The organism is Shewanella basaltis, assembly GCF_023283885.1.
Lineage (GTDB): Bacteria > Pseudomonadota > Gammaproteobacteria > Enterobacterales > Shewanellaceae > Shewanella > Shewanella basaltis.
Genome location: NZ_JAKILA010000011.1, coordinates 1 through 18,220 on the forward strand (window position 1 = coordinate 1; position 18,220 = coordinate 18,220).

Annotated in this window: 18 protein-coding genes, 1 tRNA gene and 1 pseudogene; 5 read left to right on the plus strand and 15 right to left on the minus strand. The window is 42.1% G+C overall.

Features of this window, described 5'->3' with window-relative positions:
- Nucleotides 1–424 precede the first annotated feature (424 nt).
- Nucleotides 425–1,527, minus strand: a pseudogene (locus L2703_RS09455) (IS3 family transposase).
- Between the two features lie 235 nt (nt 1,528–1,762).
- Here L2703_RS09455 and L2703_RS09460 point away from each other — a divergent pair.
- Both L2703_RS09460 and L2703_RS09465 read left to right on the plus strand, forming a co-directional pair.
- Nucleotides 1,763–1,839: transfer RNA gene (locus L2703_RS09460), tRNA-Trp, on the plus strand.
- 282 nt (nt 1,840–2,121) lie between these two features.
- Nucleotides 2,122–2,361, plus strand: coding sequence for a thioredoxin family protein (locus L2703_RS09465; RefSeq protein ID WP_248970856.1), 240 nt, complete (start codon nt 2,122–2,124; stop codon nt 2,359–2,361).
- A 142-nt stretch (nt 2,362–2,503) separates the two neighbouring features.
- On the opposite strand, the gene L2703_RS09470 is transcribed toward L2703_RS09465, so the two are convergent.
- Nucleotides 2,504–3,787, minus strand: coding sequence for an arsenic transporter (locus tag L2703_RS09470; protein ID WP_248970857.1), 1,284 nt, complete (start codon nt 3,785–3,787; stop codon nt 2,504–2,506).
- A gap of 670 nt (nt 3,788–4,457) precedes the next feature.
- Here L2703_RS09470 and L2703_RS09475 point away from each other — a divergent pair.
- The 3 genes from L2703_RS09475 (at nt 4,458) to rimI (ending at nt 6,366) form a co-directional block, all read left to right on the plus strand.
- Nucleotides 4,458–5,456: a permease gene (locus L2703_RS09475; RefSeq protein ID WP_248970858.1), complete on the plus strand. Its 999-nt coding sequence runs from the start codon at nt 4,458–4,460 to the stop codon at nt 5,454–5,456.
- A 96-nt stretch (nt 5,457–5,552) separates the two neighbouring features.
- Nucleotides 5,553–5,924, plus strand: coding sequence for a DNA polymerase III subunit psi (locus L2703_RS09480; RefSeq protein ID WP_248970859.1), 372 nt, complete (start codon nt 5,553–5,555; stop codon nt 5,922–5,924).
- Nucleotides 5,911–6,366 (plus strand): ribosomal protein S18-alanine N-acetyltransferase, encoded by a 456-nt coding sequence (rimI, locus tag L2703_RS09485; RefSeq protein WP_248970860.1) that lies wholly within the window; start codon nt 5,911–5,913, stop codon nt 6,364–6,366. The genes L2703_RS09480 and rimI overlap by 14 nt, the downstream gene beginning before the upstream one ends.
- A 66-nt stretch (nt 6,367–6,432) precedes the next feature.
- Here rimI and lipA read toward each other — a convergent pair whose 3' ends face one another.
- The 13 genes from lipA to L2703_RS09550 form a co-directional block, all read right to left on the minus strand.
- The gene (gene lipA, locus L2703_RS09490) at nt 6,433–7,398 is read right to left on the minus strand and encodes a lipoyl synthase (protein ID WP_248970861.1); all 966 of its coding nucleotides are present in this window, start codon (nt 7,396–7,398) and stop codon (nt 6,433–6,435) included.
- Nucleotides 7,398–8,048 carry a lipoyl(octanoyl) transferase LipB gene (gene lipB, locus L2703_RS09495; protein ID WP_248970862.1) on the minus strand — a complete coding sequence of 217 codons (651 nt, stop codon included), beginning with the start codon at nt 8,046–8,048 and terminating at the stop codon, nt 7,398–7,400. Before lipB ends, lipA begins: the two co-directional genes overlap by 1 nt.
- A gap of 83 nt (nt 8,049–8,131) precedes the next feature.
- Complete coding sequence (gene ybeD, locus L2703_RS09500; protein WP_248970863.1) at nt 8,132–8,398, minus strand: DUF493 family protein YbeD; 267 nt, start codon at nt 8,396–8,398, stop codon at nt 8,132–8,134.
- Between the two features lie 138 nt (nt 8,399–8,536).
- Nucleotides 8,537–9,748 (minus strand): serine hydrolase, encoded by a 1,212-nt coding sequence (locus L2703_RS09505; protein ID WP_248970864.1) that lies wholly within the window; start codon nt 9,746–9,748, stop codon nt 8,537–8,539.
- A 343-nt stretch (nt 9,749–10,091) separates the two neighbouring features.
- The gene (locus L2703_RS09510) at nt 10,092–10,907 is read right to left on the minus strand and encodes a septal ring lytic transglycosylase RlpA family protein (RefSeq protein ID WP_248970865.1); all 816 of its coding nucleotides are present in this window, start codon (nt 10,905–10,907) and stop codon (nt 10,092–10,094) included.
- Nucleotides 10,908–10,917: 10 nt separating this feature from the next.
- Nucleotides 10,918–11,913, minus strand: coding sequence for a lytic murein transglycosylase B (mltB, locus tag L2703_RS09515; protein ID WP_248970866.1), 996 nt, complete (start codon nt 11,911–11,913; stop codon nt 10,918–10,920).
- 13 nt (nt 11,914–11,926) lie between these two features.
- Nucleotides 11,927–13,048, minus strand: coding sequence for a rod shape-determining protein RodA (gene rodA, locus L2703_RS09520; protein ID WP_248970867.1), 1,122 nt, complete (start codon nt 13,046–13,048; stop codon nt 11,927–11,929).
- Nucleotides 13,030–14,886 carry a penicillin-binding protein 2 gene (gene mrdA / locus L2703_RS09525; protein ID WP_248970868.1) on the minus strand — a complete coding sequence of 619 codons (1,857 nt, stop codon included), beginning with the start codon at nt 14,884–14,886 and terminating at the stop codon, nt 13,030–13,032. The genes rodA and mrdA overlap by 19 nt, the downstream gene beginning before the upstream one ends.
- Before the next feature lie 127 nt (nt 14,887–15,013).
- Nucleotides 15,014–15,484 (minus strand): 23S rRNA (pseudouridine(1915)-N(3))-methyltransferase RlmH, encoded by a 471-nt coding sequence (gene rlmH / locus L2703_RS09530; protein WP_248970869.1) that lies wholly within the window; start codon nt 15,482–15,484, stop codon nt 15,014–15,016.
- Nucleotides 15,484–15,813 carry a ribosome silencing factor gene (rsfS, locus tag L2703_RS09535; protein ID WP_188739396.1) on the minus strand — a complete coding sequence of 110 codons (330 nt, stop codon included), beginning with the start codon at nt 15,811–15,813 and terminating at the stop codon, nt 15,484–15,486. Before rsfS ends, rlmH begins: the two co-directional genes overlap by 1 nt.
- Before the next feature lie 101 nt (nt 15,814–15,914).
- Nucleotides 15,915–16,541 (minus strand): nicotinate-nucleotide adenylyltransferase, encoded by a 627-nt coding sequence (gene nadD / locus L2703_RS09540; protein ID WP_248970870.1) that lies wholly within the window; start codon nt 16,539–16,541, stop codon nt 15,915–15,917.
- Between the two features lie 26 nt (nt 16,542–16,567).
- Complete coding sequence (gene holA, locus L2703_RS09545; RefSeq protein ID WP_248970871.1) at nt 16,568–17,602, minus strand: DNA polymerase III subunit delta; 1,035 nt, start codon at nt 17,600–17,602, stop codon at nt 16,568–16,570.
- Complete coding sequence (locus L2703_RS09550; protein ID WP_248970872.1) at nt 17,602–18,096, minus strand: LPS-assembly lipoprotein LptE; 495 nt, start codon at nt 18,094–18,096, stop codon at nt 17,602–17,604. Before L2703_RS09550 ends, holA begins: the two co-directional genes overlap by 1 nt.
- Nucleotides 18,097–18,220 lie beyond the last annotated feature (124 nt).

The following is an 18,220-nucleotide window of genomic DNA, read 5'->3' on the forward strand; positions in this document are numbered from 1 at the left end:
GTATCGCCGATGGTAGTGTGGGGTCTCCCCATGTGAGAGTAGGTCATTTCCAGGCGCCTAATATACGAAAAATCCCCAGCACTGCGTGTTGGGGATTTTTTCGTTTATCTATCTGTAAATATTTATCCGTCTGTAAATAATACCATTCCGCGAAAAATTGTGATCTAATTGCTATATCTGTTACTCACCTTTTTTAGCAATGAAACAACACACCAGTTTCGAATTAATCAGGCTATCCAAGCAAACAGCAGATGCTCGGATGCGTTTACGATTATACCATTCCGCATAACTAAGTGATCATTGTTGCCCACTGTCGATGGCATAATTTTTTCACACGCTCTTTATCTTCAATGAATGCACTCCATGCCTCACTACAGGCATCGACTATTGACTCGTAACCTTCTGTAACCATCCCTTATATAGATCATATTTTAAGAGAGTTTTCCTCATTTAATCGCTCATACATCTTGGGCGGTAGATCGTTCAGTGATTCATGTGTCCGATCATAATTATATTCTTCAATCCAACTATCTGTGATTTCGCTAACTTCAGTCAAGCTATTGAACAAATAAAAGCCTAATACTTCATTTCGATAAGTCCGATTAAATTGTTCAATATACGCATTCTGCGTCGGTTTCCCTGGCTTAATAAAATCTAACTTAATGCCATGTTATTCTGCCCAAACCTCAAGCGCGTTTGAAATAAACTCCGGTCCATTATCTTGCCTTAAGCGCTTTGGATAACCTCGATAGGCGGCAATCCGGTCAAGCACGCGTATCACTTGCTGCGCTGGCAAACTCGAATCAACTTCGATAGCTAAAGCTTCACGATGGTAGTCATCAATGACATTAAATGTTCTAAACGACTTTCCTGAGAATAAGTTGTCACTCATAAAATCCATCGACCAGCATTCATTTGCCTTTGCTGGAACTGATAACGGCTCTGGCTCACGAGAAGGTAAGCGTTTTTCCCCTTTACGTCGTACGTTAAGCTATAAACCACCATAAACACGGTACACGCGTTTATGGTTCCATTTATGACCTAGGAGCCGTAGGTGTCAGAATATCTTCCTAAATCCATAACCTCTATGCTTCTCTGCAACATCTGATACGGCCTCAATGATGCTATTATCATCGATACGTTTACGTTGATAATAAAATGTGCAACGACTGATCCGTAACGCATCACAAGCCAACACAACTCCTAGGCCAAACTCATGAATGGCATAGTGGGCTAACACCGTCCGCTCTGCTGGCTTTATAGCTTTTTTTCAACAATATCGCTGAGTGCCATGTTTTGCAAACTGACATCTGCAAACATCTTTTTAAGTTTGGCATTCTCAGCTTCTAATTCACGCATACGAGTTAAATCAGATGCTTGCATACCACCATATTTAGATTTCTATTTGTAATAGGTGCTTTGACCCACATTATGTTTGCGGCATAACTCAGGCACCGTCAGTGCGCTAGAATCGCCTTCTTTGAGTATGTTGATAATTTGGCTTTCAGTAAAACGTGTCTTTTCCATGTGATTATCTATTTGGTTTAGTGTAAATGGAAAACTCTATTTAAAACATTCTGATTTTAAGGGAGGGTTACAATTCAATTAGTCATGTTTTTTAGCGCAATGGCATTATTACGTCTTTTATTTTACTCACTCCCAATACGCTTATTGAACTGCCTGAAAAAACTGCAATTGAACTGATATATTAAAAAAGTACTTTACCTTTGGAAGGGGTTTTAGCATAATGCCCCTCGTCAACAGGGGTGTAGTTCCAATTGGTAGAACAGCGGTCTCCAAAACCGATGGTTGCGGGTTCGAGTCCTGCCACCCCTGCCAAATTTAGAAGGCCTAGCAGAAATGCTAGGTCTTTGTCTTTTTGCATTTGATGAATGAGTTTTCTCTATTTTCATTCCTATGGATACATCCAAACTTTTCTTATTTTCCCCACCTTTTAACCGAAAATATTGAATTGTCTATAAGCATTATCTGTTTAAAATTCAACGGATATGCGTAGCCGGATCTTTCAATATGGTATTTGATCACATTAATACACCGATGGATATCTTATTTTATAGCAACGGACAATGCTATTTTGTTTAATTATAAGGTGGGGTATGTATGGAAATCAAAATACTCGGAACAGGTTGCACCAAATGTCAAAAACTGACCGAAACAACGGTTGAAGCTGTGAAAGCTTTGGGTGTTGATGTGGAGGTGTTGAAAGTAACAGATGTTGCTAAAATCATGGAATATAATGTGATGTCTACTCCGGCTCTGGTGGTTGATGATAAGGTTGTATTAAGCGGTAGGCTTGCAAGCGTAGATGAAGTTGTATCATTACTAAAAGCGTATATTTAATTGATTCATGCTTATAATGTATGGCCGAAGTGTGTTGAATAATGAGTCTGCTTAGTTATAACAGCAAAAATACTATCGTTATCAAACTTGAGATGCTTTTTTATAGCAGGCACTAAAACAGATTTAGTGCCTGTTAGCAGTGTTACATAGTGAGGCGCAGTGCAAGTGCCGCGAGCGTGACAAATAACACGGGTAAGGTCATTACAATACCAACTCTGAAATAGTATCCCCAGGTGATTTTAATGTCTTTTTTAGCCAATACATGCAGCCATAACAAGGTGGCTAAGCTCCCTATTGGGGTAATTTTAGGACCCAAATCGCTGCCGATTATGTTAGCGTAAATCATAGCTTCTTTAATTACCCCTGTCGCAGTACTACCATCAATGGCTAATGCCCCAACAAGTACAGTTGGGAGGTTATTCATGATTGAAGATAAAAGAGCGATTAAAAAGCCTGTACCTATTGTTGACACCCAAAGCCCTTGCTGAGCAAATCCATTTAATATACTCGATAAGTAGTCAGTTAAACCGGCATTACGCAGACCATAAACAACTAAATACATGCCAAGCGAAAACACTACAATTTGCCATGGTGCTTCTTTTATGACTTTGCTGGTGTTGATGATATTCCCTTGTCTCGCAATTATATAGAGTATCAGGGCTCCAGCCGCTGCAACTAAACTGACCGGCACGCCAAGCGGTTCTAGACCAAAAAAACCAACCAAGAGCAGCGCTAATACGCCCCAACCGGTTTTAAAGGTGTGCAAATCGTTAATTGCCTCTTTGGGGGCGCGCAGCTTTTGTATGTCATAAGTGACCGGAATATCTTTGCGGAAAAACCAATGCAACATGACTAGGGTGGCAATAATGGCTGCTATATCAACAGGAACCATAACAGCGGCATACTGATTAAACCCAATATCAAAAAAGTCAGCTGACACGATATTAACCAGGTTAGAGACAATTAAAGGCAGGCTTGCGGTATCAGCAATAAAGCCCGCGGCCATGACAAAGGCGAGCGTTGCCCCTTTGCTAAAGCCTAATGCTAATAACATCGCGATGACGATAGGGGTTAAGATGAGCGCGGCTCCATCATTGGCAAACAACGCTGCTACACTGGCACCTAATAGCACAATATAGCTAAATAATAACCGTCCGCGGCCGTTGCCCCAACGTGCAACGTGAAGTGCTGCCCATTCGAAAAAGCCTGATTCATCTAATAATAAACTGATAATAATAACAGCGATAAATGTGGCGGTCGCATTCCAAACAATATCCCATACAACGGGGATATCGCCTAAATGCACCACACCTAAAAGTAAGGCGAGTATTGCTCCTAATGAGGCACTCCAGCCAATCCCTAAACCCTTAGGCTGCCAAATGACTAACACTATGGTAAGAACAAAAATTGCTCCGGCCAACCACATATAACCTCCTAAACTGGTAGTTATTACTACCGTGAATCATAAAAACAGTGTTGATAATGGTTTGCTACTGAGTGTTTATTTCAGTATGTGAGCAATATATTTCACCGTAGATAGCATATATGAAATTTCGCATATACTATACGCCTGAAATCAATATAGTCAAATGTGTTGCAGCTTTTTTGTTTGTTCAACATGTTAATGATTAAGGTGTTAGTGGATACAGAGTTTGTTTAATTGGTTAACTGTTTACTTGACCAAGTGATAGGCGGGGTGGGTTGCTCAGTTAACTTCAACTGTTTTGCGGTTAATGGTTTGATGCTGTGTATTGACTGCTATGAATTATTTTGGGTTTTAAGTTTGGCAAAACCAATATGAAGTAATAATACCAAACAGGATAAATAAGCGATCAGAGATTTCAGTGAGCGAGTATTTTACCTTCAACATTTGTAACCGCGTTATAAGCGATGTTCAGCAGTAAGAATGATCCCTTTTTTGTACGTAATGGCGTAACCAAGGAGCGCATTTATCTCGTTGGAGTGAGTTGTTAATTGTAAAAATTTGATCTAGAACATATGAATTTTCATATATAACCTTGATAATAGTGTCACCCAATGGTTCTAATGTATAAGCATTTTAATCACGTTGTGCTTATATTTAAGGCGGTCAAACGATGTTGCAAATTTTTTCTGATTTAGCAACGTGGCTCACTTACGGGATATTTAACTTAGATCCCAATACTAAGCTTGCCGATGCGGTTCATTTCTTTATTGAAGATACCACTAAGATTTTTGCACTGCTTGTGCTGATGATTTATGTCATCGCTGTGGTAAGAGCCTCGCTAAATGTTGAACGAGTGAGAGACTATTTGGCCGGTAAAAATCGATTTGTCGGCTATTTTATGGGGTCGGTTTTTGGAGCTGTCACTCCTTTCTGCTCTTGTTCGAGTATTCCTGTTTTTTTAGGTTTCACCTCAGCAGGGATCCCGGTTGGGATCACCATGGCTTTTTTGATTACCTCACCATTGATCAACGAAGTGGCGATTTTGTTGCTAATTAGCCTCCTTGGTTGGAAATTCACCGTGATTTACGTGGTTGTTGGTATGTCGGTTGGCATACTGGCCGGGGCATTTTTAGATGCGATTCACGCAGAGCGCTGGTTGCAATCTTTTGCGGCTAAAGCACTAGAGAGGGGCCAAGCACAAACGAATACGGGTCAGCCTAATGAGGTAACATCTATCTCGTTGACATTAGCTGAGCGCCATCAATTTGCGAAGAATGAGATGCTCGAGATATTTGGCCGGGTATGGCGGTGGGTCATTATTGGGGTTGGGTTGGGCGCAGCCCTTCATGGCTTTGTTCCCGACGGCTGGATTGAAACTCACTTAGGTCATGGTCAATGGTGGTCTGTTCCTGCTGCTGTATTGGTGGGTATTCCGTTGTATTCCAATGCCACAGGGGTTATCCCTATTATGGAAAGCCTTATTATCAATGGCTTGCCCATTGGCACCACATTGGCCTTTTGTATGGCGACAGTTGCTGCCAGCTTTCCGGAGTTCATCTTACTGAAGCAAGTGATGCAATGGCGCTTACTGATCATCGTGTTTAGTATTTTACTGATTTCATTTACCCTAATTGGATGGATATTTAATTTTATCACCCCGATGCTGTAATCTTACATCGGTTGGTTGTGGGGGATGTGTCTCTTTTTACCTAAGCGCTTAGCTGCTATGCTTAGCGATGAATGAAATGCTAATGATGAGAGCCTCATGGACCAATCTGCTTTTTTAGATGCAATGAATATTACGCGTTGGCGTAGTGCTGATAAGCCGATAAAACCCTATCTTGTGTTACACGATCTTGACGCGGATCTTTCTGATGAATCGCTAATCAATGATGTATTGCGGCTATTGAACGTGAAGATAGCAGAGTGTGAATTTGATTGCGAAATGGTCAAAGGCCCTCAAGTTATTTGGGATATGCGTAAAGTGAAAGTCAGACCACGTGTGGCGTGGATTGTCAGTGCACCTTTAAGTGAGTTACCCATTAATCCACAAGAGAAGCGTCAGCTTTGGCAGCAAATCATTTTACATATTGATAAGCAACAAACAGATAAGGAAGAGCGTAATGCACAACACTGAAGCGTATTCTGTTTGTGTACTTAGTCCTGATAACCTGCCTGCGATGGCCACCATAGAAAACCAAGCCCATAGTCATCCGTGGACTGAAGCGGGCTTAGCCGACTGCTTTGGCCCTCTCTATCGTACAATTGGAGTGATGCAGCATGGTGAGTTGCTTGGTTTTGCGATCGTGCAGCAGATTATTGACGAAGCCACTTTGCTTGATATCTGCGTTGTGCCAGCCTATCAAGGCCAGGGATTAGGTTTATTACTGATGCGACATATTTTGAGCGAAGCAAAACAAGCCCAGGCCGTTGTGATGATGCTTGAGGTGCGTGAGTCAAATACTTCTGCTAAAGGTTTGTACGAGAAAGTGGGTTTTAGTGAGTCAGGTAGACGCAAAAATTATTATCAAACTAACAACGGTAATGAAGATGCTATTTTGATGGATAAACCATTTTAGGCTTTACTTCGATATTGCAGACATAAAAAAACAGCGCTTGGCGCTGTTTTTTTATGTAAGTTTTGTTTACTTAACTTCTTTACCTTGAGCTTGTAGGTCTGCATGATAACTTGAGCGAACCAAAGGTCCACAGGCGGCATGAGTAAAACCAAGCTCGTCGGCAAGTGCTTTTAATTCATCAAATTCTGCTGGCGGTACATACCGTTCTACTGGTAAATGGAATTTAGAAGGTTGTAAGTACTGACCTAGCGTGAGCATCTCTACGTTGTGCGCACGTAAATCACGCAGCACTTGAGCGATCTCTTCGTTAGTTTCACCTAAGCCCATCATGAGTCCCGACTTAGTCGGTACATTTGGATGGCGATCTTTAAAACGCTTTAATAAATCTAACGACCATTGATAGTTAGCACCTGGACGGGCTTTGCGGTAGTGAGCAGGCGCTGTTTCTAGGTTGTGGTTAAATACATCAGGTGGCTCGGTGGCTAAAATGTCGAGTGCGGCATCAATACGGCCACGGAAATCAGGTACCAGAATTTCGATTTTAATTTCTGGGTTTAACAGGCGGATTTCACGAATACAATCGGCGAAATGTTGTGCCCCACCATCACGTAAATCATCACGGTCAACAGAAGTGATAACCACATATTTAAGTTTCATGTCTTTGATGGTTTGCGCAAGCTTAATTGGCTCTTGTGCATCAGGCTTGAGTGGGCGGCCGTGGGCAACGTCACAAAATGGACAGCGACGAGTACAAATGGCACCTAAAATCATGAACGTTGCTGTGCCGTGATTAAAGCACTCTGCAAGGTTAGGGCATGACGCCTCTTCACAAACTGAGTGTAGGCCATTTTTGCGTAAAGCAGATTTAATATCCAATATACGCTGGTTAGATGCCGGTAGCTTAACACGCAACCAGTCAGGCTTACGCAACATGGTTTCACGCTCAGAAGGCACCACTTTGACAGGAATACGCGCGACTTTTTCAGCATCGCGTAGTTTTACACCTGGTTGTAATCTTTCAGGCCTATTCATTATTCTGCTAATCCTTGATGATGTACAAGTTGTTGATAACCCATAATTTGGCTAAAGGTTTGGATTAATTTATCGCCGGCTTCTTGCACGGTTTGCGGTCCACCTAAGGCTTTACATTGCACCATTTCTAATCCGGCATAGCCACAAGGGTTAATACGCTGAAACGGGGCTAGGTCCATGTCGACATTGAGTGCTAAACCATGAAACGAACAACCTTTACGAATACGTAGCCCTAATGAAGCGACTTTTCTTTCGTCGATATACACGCCAGGTGCGTCGGCTTTGGCATAGGCCTTGATGTCGTATTGCGCTAACATATCAACAATACTTTGCTCAATATGATTAACCAATTGGCGCACGCCTAGTTTATTACGTTTGATATCAATGAGTGGATATACCACTAGTTGGCCTGGGCCGTGATAAGTGACTTGACCACCACGATCTACCTGGATAACGGGGATGTTGCCGGGGTTGAGAATATGCTCACTTTTACCTGCTTGGCCTTGGGTGAATACTGGTGAGTGCTCAACAATCCACAATTCGTCTTGGCTGTCGTTGTCACGGGTGTCAGTATAGCCCTGCATGGCATGCCAAATAGACTCGTAGTCTTGCATGCCTAGGTGGCGAATGTGCAGTGTGTTTGCTTGCAAGGGCAACGTCTCCCCTAGGTAAGTGGTGTGATTAATTCTTGAGTATTATACTCAAGTTTTACGCAAATGCTGACTCTTTTGAGTTACAGGACGCGTTTTACACCTTCAATAGCGGCAAGATCGATATACGCTTTTTCAATGTGCTCTTTACTGGTAACGGTAATGCGAATCGTGACCGAATAGTAACTGCCTTTACTCGATGCTTTTACGGTTGGTACATAATCACCAGGCGCAAGTTGTTGGGCAACCGCAACAACGCGATCGGCAAGTGTGTCATCGGCATCACCAATCACTTTGAATGGGCATGAATTTGGAAATTCCATCACTTGGTCAAAAGTTGTATCTAACATTGGTTTACTCAATTAGGTTGGCTATCTCTTAAATATGGTGGTGATTATACCCGATTCAAGCCTGTTAGGGCTTAAAAAATTAAAGCCGCATTTATGCGGCTTTAATTGGTTGATTCAAATGTAGTTTACTAAATAAGTTTATTCGAACCAGCTTGAAAACATTTGTTTAAAGTAGTCCATTAGCTTGCTAAACCAGCTGCCTTCTTCGACAGCATTTAATGTCACTAATGGATACTGAGCAATATCTTGGCCATCAAGTTGGAAATAAACACGGCCGACAGTTTCACCTTTCGCTAACGGTGCTGTTAACTCTTTAGTGAGTTCAAAGTTAGCTTGTAGGTCTTTTGCTTTGCCGCGATTAATGGTGATTGGGGTGTCTGTCATCACGCCAAGGTCAACGGTTTCTCTGTCACCGTACCAAATTTTTTGGGTGATGAAGGTATCGCCTGCTTTGTATGGGGTAATGGTTTCAAAAAAGCGAAAACCATAGTTGAGTAACTTTTTGCTTTCAGCTTTACGAGCAGATTCACTTGCGGTACCCATTACCACAGTGATTAAACGCATGCCCTCACTGGTACCCGACGCAACTAAGTTATAACCTGCACCAGATGTATGACCGGTTTTAATACCGTCAACATTTAAGCTTTTATCCCATAACAACCCATTACGGTTGTATTGTTTGATTCCATTGTAAGTGAATGATTTTTCAGAGTAAACGCGGTACTCTTCTGGTACGTCACGAATAAGTGCAGCACCTAACAATGCCATATCATATGCAGTGGTTTTGTGGTTTTCTGAATCCAGTCCATGCGAGTTTTCGAAGTAACTGTCTTTCATGCCCAATTGTTTGGCCCATGAGTTCATTAAATCAACAAATGCGCCTTCCGTGCCGGCAATGTGCTCTGCCATTGCAACACAGGCATCATTGCCTGACTGAATAACAATACCGCGGTTTAAGTCGTGTACTTTGACCGTTTTGCCCACTTCAATAAACATTTTAGAAGAATCAGGAAAGTTTTTTGACCAAGCATTTTTAGTGATGGTGACATCGTCATCTAATGAAATATTACCTTCACGAATTTCGTGACCAATCACATAGCTGGTCATCATTTTCGTTAAGCTAGCTGGGTTGAGGCTATCATAGGCGTTTTCTTCGGCGATAACTCGGCCAGAATGATAATCCATTAACACATAAGCTTTAGCTGCAACGCTTGGCGCATCAGGGGTAACCATAGGTGCACGGTTTGGTGTTGGACGAGGGTCTGGTTGTGGCGTTTCAGCAAGTGAAGCGAAAGATACTACTGATGCAAAAAGCATAGAAGTGAGTTGAACTGTCTTATAAGTCATCATGAATTCGGCACGTCTCTAGTTAGTCGAAGAAAAGACAAAAAATCAATTTTAATAATTGTTAATGATTATACATGAGTAGACAATCATTTCGCATTAAGGTTCTTTCATTCTCTGTAAATCATTGGCGCATGTAGTCTAAACAGCGCTTTATTCGTAAGCATCATTCAACAGAATGTGGAACCTTTTTAGCTGAACCTTTAGACAGCGATTGTTGGCCATTTTAAACGCGTTATCGTCTTTTTATATAGAATCACTCCCCTTAAAGCCTCTACCGCAGTTGTATATGTGGGTCATGGCCAGCAATTTGCTGCAATATAAGCTTAAGAGATCACAGCCCACTGTGTTACGGCACAATAAAACTTTGCGGGTAACCCTCTGACTGTAGTTTGTCGAGCAACTTATTGGTTAAATGTATTTGTTTAATTGGCCCAAGTTGCAATCTATGCAAGCCATTAGAGGAACTGACTCGAGAAGATACGGAGTATTTTGTTTCCAACTGCTTTGCAAGCATGTTAATGCGAAGTTTGTCCTGAGAGGCAACGACTTGAATAAAGTGATTGTCGTTATCTTTTAGGTCGCTTATCACTCGTTGCTCTGGTGATGGTACGTATATGGTTTCTATTTCAACTCTCGCGGTACCTTTTGCTAACATTCCTAAATGGTAGGCACCGGCATAAGAGAGATCGATAACACGGCCTTCATGAAATGGGCCTCTATCATTTACTCGTACAATAATTTGTTTGTTGTTGTCTAAGTTTGTGACTTTGACATAACTCGGTAAAGGCAAGTTTTTGTGCGCAGCAGACATGGTATACATGTCGTACCTTTCGCCGTTTGAAGTGAGATGACCATGAAATTTTGAACCATACCATGATGCGTGCCCACGCTCTTTAAACCCTTTGCCAGTATCCAGTACTTTATAGTGTTTACCCAATACAGTGTAATCACGATTACCTTGACGACTGTATGGCTCAAATTTGGGTTGGGCATTTCTTACTAAGCTGACATCTGGCGCGTCATCTGGGTAACGGTCATGCTCCATTTGATACCTGCTTTTACTGGCAGGCTTTTTTACTGCACTATTTCCGTCATTAGACGAGCAGTTTGTTAATGCGCAGCAAAAAACAACAAGCATAAACGTGCGTATAGTCATTGGCATACTGGATTACCTAGCGTTGATAGTGAGCATTAAGTTGCTGGCTAAACTGATAAACCGCCATGGCGTAAAGTGGGCTTCGATTATATCGGGTGATCACATAAAAGTTGTTAAGCCCTAACCAGTATTCTGCATTGTTTGGTTGATCTAATTTAACTAGTAATGCTTTTTGAGAAGCGTCGATATCTTGGTTGTTGGCTAAACTAAGGGTTGGGCTAAGAATATCTGACACTTTGTAATGCAGTCTTTCTTTGGTCCACACTTTGGCTTTTGGTGCCTGGCTTGACGTGTGGTTTAACAGCAATGCGACAGGCTGGCCTTTTTTCCACCCATGTTGATGGAAGTAGTTTGCTACGCTGCCTATTGCATCTGCTTTACTGGTGAGTAAATCTCTTCTGCCGTCTCCGTCGAAGTCGACAGCATAATGACGATAGCTAGACGGAATAAACTGACCGTACCCCATGGCACCTGCATAGGAGCCTTTGAGGGTACTGTTATCGAGTTTTTCTTCTTTGATTAATGCCATTAGATTGGCATATTCGCTACGAAAAAAACTGGCACGAGGTGGGTAATAAAAACCGAGGGTATACAAAGCATCTTGTACTCTGTGATTCCCCATGTAGCCGCCATAAAAGGTCTCAATACCAATAATGGCCACAATAATTTGTGGATCGACGTTAAATTTTTCTGCGGCTTTGCTGATCAATACGTGGTTTTCTTTCCAAAACGCTAAGCCTTTTTCTAAACGCTTATCGGTAAGGAAAATAGGATAATATTGATGCCAAGGTTTGGCTTCCCAAGGCTTTGTTATTGCATCTATGATGCTTTGTTCAAATGTTGATGTTGCCAAAAATTGTTCTACATCGGCTTGGTTGGCCCCTTGACTGACTTGCTCCTTCACAAAGGCCTTTTTCAATGCCTCTGGGTCATTATCTGTTGCGGCATTAGCATGTAAAAAGACACTGCAAAGCAATGTCAGGCTGGCGATTTGTAACGTTATTTTTGCCATGTTAACTGTGTCCCTATCTATCGACAAATCGTCTATGTGTTTGAATGCTCATTAAAATACCAAACCCTGTCATTAAGGTTAGCATGGAGGTTCCGCCATAACTAATCAGTGGGAGAGGCACGCCAACTACGGGCAGAATACCCGATACCATACCAATATTTACAAAAACGTATACAAAAAATGTTAGCGTAATACTGCCCGCTAACAGGCGTGCAAAGCTAGTTTGCGCTTGTGAGGCAATAACAAGGCCTCGACCGATAACAAATAAATACATCGACAGTAATAGTAAACTGCCCATTAAACCAAACTCTTCACCAATCACGGCAAAGATGAAGTCAGTATGTCGTTCTGGTAAAAATTCTAATTGTGACTGTGTACCATGGAGCCAACCCTTTCCCCATATACCGCCTGAACCAATACCAATTTTTGACTGGATAATATGATAACCTGCGCCAAGCGGATCTTGCTCAGGATTAAATAAGGTTAATACTCGGGTTCGTTGGTAGTCGTGCATTAAGAAAAACCACAATATGGGTAAAAACAAAAGGACTGCTGCAAGCGCACCACCAACGATGAGCCAACTCATACCCGACATAAACAACACAAATACACCAGAGGACGCCACTAGGATAGATGTTCCTAAATCAGGCTGCTTGGCAATAAGAAGGGTGGGGATAAGCAGTATTACCACGCCGCCAGCGAGATAGCGTTTTTTAGGTGGTAACGGAAACTTACTGATGTACCAAGCCATGGTGATTGGGAAGGCAAGTTTGATGAGTTCAGATGGTTGAAATTCCATAAACCCGAGGTTTAACCAACGTTGTGCTCCTTTGTTTATTGTACCAAATAACTCAACGCCAACCAGTAACATGACTCCAGCTAAATAAATGGGTAATGCCCAACGTCTTAATATTTCAGGGTTTATTTGTGCAAAACAAAACATTACGCCAAGTGATAATGTCATGCGTACTAACTGGCGTTCCATCATCGCAGGGTCTTCACCACTGGCAGAATAAATCACAAATAAACCAAATAGCATTAACGCTAAAATACCGCAAAGTAGCGGTAAATCTATGTGTATTTTTTGCCAAAATGACTGTTGATGTGGATGATTATTCAAGGTTTGATTGCCCATTCGTCACGTAAAATATACTCATCGAGTAATGCCCTTGCTAATGGACCTGCATTAGCACCACCCCAGCCCGCATTTTCTAGTACTACTGCCAATACAATGCGCGGGTTTTCGTAGGGGGCGTAAGCAATGATTAATGCATTATCGCGCAAGTGTTCGGCAATTTTATCAGCGTCATACTTTTGGTCTTTAGCGACACTGAATACCTGTGCGGTACCTGTTTTCATTGCGGCGGTATATGTGGCGTCAGTAAAACGAGATTTATCTGCCGTTTGGCGCATAGCCTCATTGATAATGTCCCAATTACGTTCATTTTTAAGCACAATTGGGGATTGTTCATCAATGGGAGTGTCTATTTTTACGGTATTGTTTTTAAAAGACTTTAATAAATGTGGAGTGAAACGCTTGCCTTTGTTTGCCATAATAGCAGCGGCATTTGCCAGTTGTAATGGGGTTGTCGTCCAATAACCTTGGCCTATCCCAACAGAAATGGTGTCGCCATTGTACCAGGGCTGATTGTAACGCATGCGTTTCCAATCTCGCGATGGCATTACACCGTCGGACTCTTCAAATATATCAATTCCGGTACTTTTACCAAATCCAAATGGTTCCATAAAGACGGCCATCTTGTCGATACCCACTTTATATACCAGGTCATAAAAGTAGATGTCGCACGAATCTACAATGGCATGATAAATATCAACCCAGCCGTGGCCCCATTTTTTCCAGTCGCGCCATTTACGGTCAACTCCAGGCATTTGCCAATATCCAGGGTCCCAAACTCTTGTGCGTTCGTTAATGATTTTCTCTTCTAAACCGAGCAAGGCAACATGTGGCTTAACGGTGGAGGCTGGCGAGTATTGACCCTGAGTTGAGCGATTAATCAACGGGCGTGATTTATCATTTAATAAATCGGCATAGGCTTTTCCGCTAATGCCATGCACAAACGGATTTGGGTCATAAGATGGGCTAGATACCATGGCCAATACTCCGCCATCCCGGGGGTCGAGTGCTACCACTGAACCACGACGGCCAGCGAGTAACTCCATCGCTTTTTGTTGTAGTTTTAAGTCTAGAGTTAAATAAATATCTTGGCCAGGAAGTGGCGGTGTCACTTTTAAGGTGCGAATGACGCGGCCGCGGTTATTGACTTCTTCTTCAAGATGACCAGGAATACCATGAAGCAACCCTTCATAATATTTTTCAATGCCTTGTTTACCAATGTCTTTGGTGGCGGCGTAATTTTTCCATTGCTGGCTTTTTTCAAGCTGGGCTTTATCGCGGGTGTTAATTTTTCCAACATAACCAAGTACATGGGTCATGAGTTCGTTATATGGATAATGACGTTTTAAGCCCGCTTCTACATATAACCCCGGGAATTTATATTGGTTAACACTGAAGGTCGCCACTTGCTCTTCTGTCAGTTTGTTTTTGATGGTTAATGGCTTAAACCGGCGATGGAATTTAAGTAATTCGTTTATGTTTTCACGTTCTTCAGGAGTGATTGATATTAGTGTGTTTAACTCATCGAGCGTAGCATCGATGTCGTTTACTTTCTCTGGAATTAACTCGAGCGAATAATAGGGTTGGTTTTCAGCAAGTAATACTCCGTGGCGGTCATAAATTAACCCTCGACTTGGTGCCGTTGGTACAACACGGATCCTATTATCATTTGAACGTGTTTCGTAGTCTTTATAAGACACTACCTGTAAATGATATAGATTGGAAAATAGCACGCTTAGCAGAACAAACACGCAAATAAACGTAAATAATGCACGGCGTTTAAATAGCGCTGCTTCTGCGGCGTGATCATGCATGGTAATGCGCTTTTTTGGCGGCACTTATGCTATCCCCGTCGTTATCAAATGGAAGGTTGAATAAAAAAAATCACTGTATCAGTTGATGAATATGAAAAAAAGAGTTACATGATAATCATTACCAATTAGCTTAATTATCGATGACACCTATTTATTCTCTGTGATACGGGTGGTTGTTGTTAATGCTCCAAGCACGATAGAGGCTTTCGGCGACAATAACCCTAACCAATGGGTGAGGTAAGGTGAGGGCTGATAAACACCAGCTTTGGTTGGCCGCCTCTTTACAAGCAGGTGAGAGTCCTTCTGGGCCACCAATGAGTAAGCTGACATCTCTTCCGTCTAATTGCCATTTTGTCATTTGTTCAGCAAGATCTGGTGTTGTCCAGTTTTTGCCGGGTAAATCTAGGCTGACAATATGATTACCTTTGGCTACCGCCGCTAGCATTAATTCGCCTTCCTTATGTAAAATTCGGGCGATGTCTGCGTTTTTTCCGCGTTTACCCGCAGGGATTTCGACAAGTTCCAAGGCCATGTCTCTCGGGAAACGGCGTTGATATTCTTCGAAACCTCGGGTAACCCAGTCAGGCATTTTTGTGCCAACGGCAATAAGCTGTAGCTTCATTAGGCGCTATGTTCAGACCACAGTTTTTCAAGCTCGTAGTAGTCACGAGTTTGCTCTTGCATTACGTGCAAAATAACTGAACCCAAATCAACCAGTACCCATTCGCTACTGTCACGACCTTCAACGCCAAGAGGCTGCTCGCCAGCTTCTTTAGCAGATACGATAACGTGCTCTGCGATTGAACGAACGTGAGTTTTAGACGTTCCTGTACAGATGATCATTGTGTCTGTGATGGTTGACTGTTTAGTGACATCTAAAACAGTAATGTTTTTTGCTTTTAAATCATCAATTTTATCGATGACAAAATCTTTTAGCTCGGTGCCTTGCACGCGAAGTACCTCATTAGTAAAAATTAACGGAGTATTATACTCAAATTCACTACTAATGCGCAATTAAGCTTATTTAATCAGAGGCAAATTAATCTTTAGCGTTAACGGTAAAGTTGATGTTGTTCTATATAGGCTCGCGTAGAAGGGTGTAATACTGATTGTGTATCTGTATGTTGATGTAATCTTTGACGTATTTCTGTTGATGAAATATCAATGAGCTGACTATCTATACGGTATATTTTACCGTGTTTGCTTTGGTCGTTATCGCTAACATAAGCTTGCCTAAGTAACAGTTGTTTAGCCATTTCACTGTGTGTGTCTATCGTCCAGCCAGGGCGCTGACACAAGGCGATATGACAAAGTGAAAACAGTGACTGCCATTGATACCACAAGGGTAACTGAATAAAGGAGTCCATGCCCATAATAAAAAAGAATTCATATTGTGGGTATTGTTGAGTCAATAAGGTCAGTGTGGTGACACTATAGGACGTGGTGTCACGGTTGATTTCGATGTCGCACAATTGGAATTCAGGGTAATGCTCACACACCAGTTTAACCATCTCAAGGCGATGTAAGCTGCTTACCATAGTGGTATTTTTATGTGGTGGAATATGGTTTGGCATTAACCATACTTGATCTAAGTTTAATTGTTGTTTGACGTCTAGGGCTGGATTGATGTGTCCTAGGTGAATGGGATCAAAAGTACCACCCAATATACCAATTCGCATGTGAAGTCCTTTATCTTGGAGCAAATCTAGTCGGTTAATTCTATATGAGCCAATCTATTATGGGCGCGTGGATCAAATAAAATGCAAAAATGGCTTATGCCAATCCAGTCTTCAATGCCTTTTTGTTTTAGATTTAATTCAAGCTTTGAGGCAAAGGCTAGCATGTGCTCAATTTGATCTAGGTCTAGACGTGTCAGTGCCGCTTGATAAAGGGGCTTGCGCTTGTCCCAGATACGATGCTTTGCCCAGAGTTGATTTAAATGTTCGCCATTGAGCTGAGCAAGTTTTAGTGTTAGCAGCAGATTAATTTCTTTGAATAATGCCCACATCAATATTGGCATTGCTGTGCCCTCTGCTTGTAATTGTGCCAACATGTGTTGAGCTTGCTTTTGATGGTTAGCCAGTATGGCATCACAAAGTTGGAACACGCTAAAACGCGATTGATCTTCAAAATAGTCGTTGAGTTGTTCTGGCGTGATTTGTTGCTTGGGACTCAATAGTTGCAACATTTGCATGGCTTGTTCTGCAGCTAATAGATTACCTTCGAACAAGGTAAACAGCATGGCTTTGGCATCGTGGTTTACGCTAAGGCTATAGTGATTAATTCTGCTGTCGAGCCAACGCTCAAATTGTTTGCCTTCGGGCGTGGTGCAGGGTAAGTAGATCCCTTTAGCGTCAAGAGACTTAAACCACTTACTATTGGTTTGTTCTGCACTGGCTTTGGGGCCTTGTACAATTAACAACATGTCTGGATTGGGATGTTGTAACAGCATTTGAAATGCTGCTGCGCCATCTGTACCTGGCTTACCTTGTGGCAAGGTTAATTCGATGATGCGTCGACTGGCAAATAAACTCATGGCTTGCCATTCTTGGGTTAAATCGCCCCAATTGAAGCCAGTTTCTTGGCTGAGTTGCACTCGCTCTTCAAAACCTTGTTTTTTAGCTGCCGCAAGAATTTGCTGTTTGCTATTTTCAATCAACCAAGGGTCATCACCAAATAATAAAAAACAATCGGGTAAGTTTTTAAGGTGTTGTTTTAGTTGATCGGGGTACACCCGCATTATTGCGCTCCAATCGATGCCAGGGTTTGAATAATGTAGTCAGCAGCCTGGACACGCATCTCTTTTACTAGCAGTTCCATCTCACGGCTTTTGGCCAAAGCTGTTCGTGGATCGTCTTGATAGTCGCGACGAATTTCGGTGTCAAATTCTTGTGCTTCTTCGCCTGGAAAACTCACAGAATAGTGAACTAAATAGATTAATTCGTATTCTGCTACGTTACCTGTAGGGTAGAGTGATAATGTGGCTCGTTCTAGTGAGTCGTTAATTAGCCTTAATGTTGGTGTTTTTTCAGTGGCATCAACAAGGCTGATACGGTTGATACGTAATCTGTCGCGTACTAAGCGGGTTAATTCGCTGTACTCATCATTGCTACTTAAATGTAACTCGGCTAATTCTGCAGGAATTGAGTAACTGCGTTGCAGTTTAAAGCCGCAGCCGGCACTTGTGAATAACACCATTGTCATTATGGCTAAACAGATTTTTTTGGCTAGCATAGTGAGGGGCGGCATCCTTATGTATTGACGTGGTTAACATAAATAACTTATCGCCCTTGGATGAGTTATTTTATTGCTAATAATATTATCCCCTGTGAGAGTGACTCACTCCCACAGGGGATTG

Excerpts from the sequence above, each read along its gene's own strand:
- mltB (WP_248970866.1), bottom strand. The coding sequence starts at position 11,913 with ATGGCAAAAATAACGTTACAAATCGCCAGCCTGACATTGCTTTGCAGT.
- L2703_RS09550 (WP_248970872.1), bottom strand. The coding sequence starts at position 18,096 with ATGCTAGCCAAAAAAATCTGTTTAGCCATAATGACAATGGTGTTATTC.
- L2703_RS09475 (WP_248970858.1), top strand. The coding sequence starts at position 4,458 with ATGTTGCAAATTTTTTCTGATTTAGCAACGTGGCTCACTTACGGGATA.
- L2703_RS09465 (WP_248970856.1), top strand. The coding sequence starts at position 2,122 with ATGGAAATCAAAATACTCGGAACAGGTTGCACCAAATGTCAAAAACTG.
- L2703_RS09470 (WP_248970857.1), bottom strand. The coding sequence starts at position 3,787 with ATGTGGTTGGCCGGAGCAATTTTTGTTCTTACCATAGTGTTAGTCATT.
- L2703_RS09510 (WP_248970865.1), bottom strand. The coding sequence starts at position 10,907 with ATGCCAATGACTATACGCACGTTTATGCTTGTTGTTTTTTGCTGCGCA.
- L2703_RS09480 (WP_248970859.1), top strand. The coding sequence starts at position 5,553 with ATGGACCAATCTGCTTTTTTAGATGCAATGAATATTACGCGTTGGCGT.
- lipA (WP_248970861.1), bottom strand. The coding sequence starts at position 7,398 with ATGAATAGGCCTGAAAGATTACAACCAGGTGTAAAACTACGCGATGCT.
- rimI (WP_248970860.1), top strand. The coding sequence starts at position 5,911 with ATGCACAACACTGAAGCGTATTCTGTTTGTGTACTTAGTCCTGATAAC.
- ybeD (WP_248970863.1), bottom strand. The coding sequence starts at position 8,398 with ATGTTAGATACAACTTTTGACCAAGTGATGGAATTTCCAAATTCATGC.
- L2703_RS09505 (WP_248970864.1), bottom strand. The coding sequence starts at position 9,748 with ATGATGACTTATAAGACAGTTCAACTCACTTCTATGCTTTTTGCATCA.
- rodA (WP_248970867.1), bottom strand. The coding sequence starts at position 13,048 with ATGGGCAATCAAACCTTGAATAATCATCCACATCAACAGTCATTTTGG.
- rlmH (WP_248970869.1), bottom strand. The coding sequence starts at position 15,484 with ATGAAGCTACAGCTTATTGCCGTTGGCACAAAAATGCCTGACTGGGTT.
- nadD (WP_248970870.1), bottom strand. The coding sequence starts at position 16,541 with ATGCGAATTGGTATATTGGGTGGTACTTTTGATCCCATTCACCTAGGA.
- holA (WP_248970871.1), bottom strand. The coding sequence starts at position 17,602 with ATGCGGGTGTACCCCGATCAACTAAAACAACACCTTAAAAACTTACCC.